This window comes from Acidaminococcus sp. CAG:542 (assembly GCF_000437815.1).
In the GTDB taxonomy this organism is placed as follows: domain Bacteria; phylum Bacillota; class Negativicutes; order Acidaminococcales; family Acidaminococcaceae; genus Acidaminococcus.
Map to the genome: position 1 here is coordinate 1 of NZ_FR902080.1, position 1863 is coordinate 1863.

General features: G+C 57.9%; 1 protein-coding gene. It reads right to left on the minus strand.

The genetic code is table 11. The annotated features are described in order from the left end of the window. Positions 1-140: 140 nt before the first annotated feature. Positions 141-1863 (minus strand): magnesium-translocating P-type ATPase (gene mgtA / locus QVO43_RS06555; protein WP_288174652.1); only part of this gene is annotated, 1723 nt, incomplete at its 5' end.

Consider the following 1863-nt stretch of genomic DNA (forward strand, 5'->3'; position numbering starts at 1 on the left):
GGTGGTGGGTTAGCAGCGCCAGCTGCGTTTCCCTTCAACGGAATCTGCGGCCGCAGATTCCTTCCATCAGCCGATTACGGAATCCCAATGGATTCGCCGCTCCCACGCCGATCCTGCTCTTCCCTCTTCACTTTTCCCTGTCACAGCAAACTCCCGTAATGCCGGATGTAGGCCTTCTTGATGCTGGTAGTCAGCAGCATATATCCGGCCACCACCAGCGCCAGGAACCCGAAATACATCCCTGGCAGGGGCAGGAATCCCAGATCCCTTCCCAGAGCCCCGGTAAAGGGCAGCAGGGTGCACAGGGCAATGCCGCTGCCGGTCATGGCGGTCAGAAGCGCCGACGCATGGCTCTGGACAAAAGGCAGTTTGGGCGTCCGAAGCATGTGGATCACCAGAGTCTGGGTCCACATGGATTCCACGAACCACCCGGCCTGGAACAGGGCCTCATAGGCATCCCGCAGGTTCATGCCGGCAAAGACTCCCTGGCCCACCACTGCATCGGCAGCAATGTGGTTGTAGGTGACCCCGCCAGAAAGCATCTGAGGACAGATCACGAAATACAGCACCAGATAGGTGATCCAGTCGAACACCGAGCTGGTGGGCCCCAGCCACAGCATGAAGCTGCCGATGCTGGAAGCATCCCAGTTCCGGGGCACCTTCAGATAATCCTCGTCCACATTGTCCCAGGGAATGGCAATGCAGGAAATTTCGTACAGCAGGTTCAAGATCAGCAGCTGGAGACTGCTCATGGGCAAAAACGGCAGCAGAGCGCTGGCCGCCAGCACCGAGAACATGTTCCCGAAGTTGGAAGAGGCAGTCATCTTGATGTATTTGATCATGTTGGCATAGGTTTTCCGGCCTTCCACGATTCCTTCTTCCAGCACCATCAGGCTCTTTTCCAGCAGGATGATATCCGCACTTTCCTTGGCGATATCCACGGCACTGTCCACGGAAATCCCGATATCCGCCATCTTGAGGGCCGGGGCATCGTTGATTCCGTCTCCCATGAACCCCACCGTATGGCCTTTGGCCTGGAGAGCGCCCACCACCCGGGCCTTCTGGTCCGGAGACAGCTTGGCGAACACGGTGGTTCCTTCCACTTCTGCTGCCAACTGTCCGTCATCCATTTTTTCCAGGTCGCTGCCCAAAAGGATGTGTTCCACCGGCAGCCCCACCTGACGGCAGATGCACCGGGTGGTCTTTTCGTTGTCCCCGGTAAGCACCTTGGTGGTGACCCCATGGTCCTTCAGAGCCTGGATGGCCTGACCGGCGCTTTCCTTGGGCGGATCCAGGAAGGCCAGGTACCCCATGAGCACCATGTCCCGTTCATCCTTGGACCCGAAAGCCCCTACCGGGGAAGGATTGATTTTCCGGGCCAGGGCGATCACCCGCATCCCCTCTTCATTCAGCCGGTCCGCTACCTGGCGGATTTTCCTCCGCAGGGCATCGGTGAGTTCCACCGTCCCTTCCGGCTGTTCCACCTGGCTGCAGATGGCCAGCATTTCTTCCACCGCCCCTTTGGTGATCATCTGGGTCCGGTTTTTGGGATCGATGACCACAACGGACAGTCTCCGCCGGGCAAAGTCAAAAGGCACCTCGTCCACCTTCCGGTAATTCTCCGACAGATCCACCAGCTTGGGGTCTGCCTTTTCCTCTTCTTCCGTTTTTTCAATAATGGCCCGATCCATAAAATTCTTGTACCCGGTCTGGAAATAGCTGTTCAGGTAAGCATACCGGAGCACCCGCTGACTGGACTGACCGTTGGGATCCAGATGGTATTCCAGAGCCACCTTGTCCTGGGTCAGGGTACCGGTCTTGTCCGTACACAGCACGTCCATGGCCCCAAAGCTCTGGATGGAG